Here is a 1639-nt window from a genome sequence, read left to right as displayed (position 1 = left end):
GCCCGAAATTGGGTCTGTAGCTCAGTTGGTTAGAGCGCACCCCTGATAAGGGTGAGGTCGGCAGTTCGAATCTGCCCAGACCCACCAATTTTGTGTGGGAAACGCCTGTAGAAATACGGGGCCATAGCTCAGCTGGGAGAGCGCCTGCCTTGCACGCAGGAGGTCAACGGTTCGATCCCGTTTGGCTCCACCACTACTGCTTCTGTCTTGAAAGCTTAGAAATGAGCATTCCATCGATGTGATGGTGAATGTTGATTTCTAGTCTTTGACTAGATCGTTCTTTAAAAATTTGGGTATGTGATAGAAAGATAGACTGAACGTTACTTTCACTGGTAACGGATCAGGCTAAGGTAAAATTTGTGAGTAATTGCGAATTTTCGGCGAATGTCGTCTTCACAGTATAACCAGATTGCTTGGGGTTATATGGTCAAGTGAAGAAGCGCATACGGTGGATGCCTTGGCAGTCAGAGGCGATGAAAGACGTGGTAGCCTGCGAAAAGCTTCGGGGAGTCGGCAAACAGACTTTGATCCGGAGATGTCTGAATGGGGGAACCCAGCCATCATAAGATGGTTACCTTACACTGAATACATAGGTGTATGGAGCGAACCAGGGGAACTGAAACATCTAAGTACCCTGAGGAAAAGAAATCAACCGAGATTCCCTTAGTAGTGGCGAGCGAACGGGGACTAGCCCTTAAGTGGCTTTGAGATTAGCGGAACGCTCTGGAAAGTGCGGCCATAGTGGGTGATAGCCCTGTACGCGAAAATCTCTTAGTCATGAAATCGAGTAGGACGGAGCACGAGAAACTTTGTCTGAATATGGGGGGACCATCCTCCAAGGCTAAATACTACTGACTGACCGATAGTGAACTAGTACCGTGAGGGAAAGGCGAAAAGAACCCCGGAGAGGGGAGTGAAATAGATCCTGAAACCGTATGCGTACAAGCAGTGGGAGCAGACTTTGTTCTGTGACTGCGTACCTTTTGTATAATGGGTCAGCGACTTATTTTCAGTGGCGAGCTTAACCGAATAGGGGAGGCGTAGCGAAAGCGAGTCTTAATAGGGCGTCTAGTCGCTGGGAATAGACCCGAAACCGGGCGATCTATCCATGGGCAGGTTGAAGGTTGGGTAACACTAACTGGAGGACCGAACCGACTACCGTTGAAAAGTTAGCGGATGACCTGTGGATCGGAGTGAAAGGCTAATCAAGCTCGGAGATAGCTGGTTCTCCTCGAAAGCTATTTAGGTAGCGCCTCATGTATCACTGTAGGGGGTAGAGCACTGTTTCGGCTAGGGGGTCATCCCGACTTACCAAACCGATGCAAACTCCGAATACCTACAAGTGCCGAGCATGGGAGACACACGGCGGGTGCTAACGTCCGTCGTGAAAAGGGAAACAACCCAGACCGTCAGCTAAGGTCCCAAAGTTATGGTTAAGTGGGAAACGATGTGGGAAGGCTTAGACAGCTAGGAGGTTGGCTTAGAAGCAGCCACCCTTTAAAGAAAGCGTAATAGCTCACTAGTCGAGTCGGCCTGCGCGGAAGATGTAACGGGGCTCAAACCATACACCGAAGCTACGGGTATCATCTTCGGATGATGCGGTAGAGGAGCGTTCTGTAAGCCTGTGAAGGTGAGTTGA

Annotated in this window: 2 tRNA genes and 1 rRNA gene (1 of these 3 running past the window's edge); all 3 read left to right on the top strand. The window is 49.8% G+C overall.

What is annotated here, in order from left to right:
- Positions 1-10 precede the first annotated feature (10 nt).
- Positions 11-87, top strand: a tRNA-Ile gene (locus AC3WKX_RS34050).
- Positions 88-117: 30 nt separating this feature from the next.
- Positions 118-193: transfer RNA gene (locus AC3WKX_RS34045), tRNA-Ala, on the top strand.
- A 232-nt stretch (positions 194-425) separates the two neighbouring features.
- A 23S ribosomal RNA gene (locus AC3WKX_RS34040) occupies positions 426-1639 on the top strand; it runs 1779 nt beyond the window's last position.

The sequence above is a fragment of the Pseudomonas sp. GP01-A4 genome (assembly GCF_058780865.1).
The sequence above is the reverse complement of the archived record's forward strand: the minus strand, read 5'-3'. Positions and strand labels throughout refer to the sequence as shown.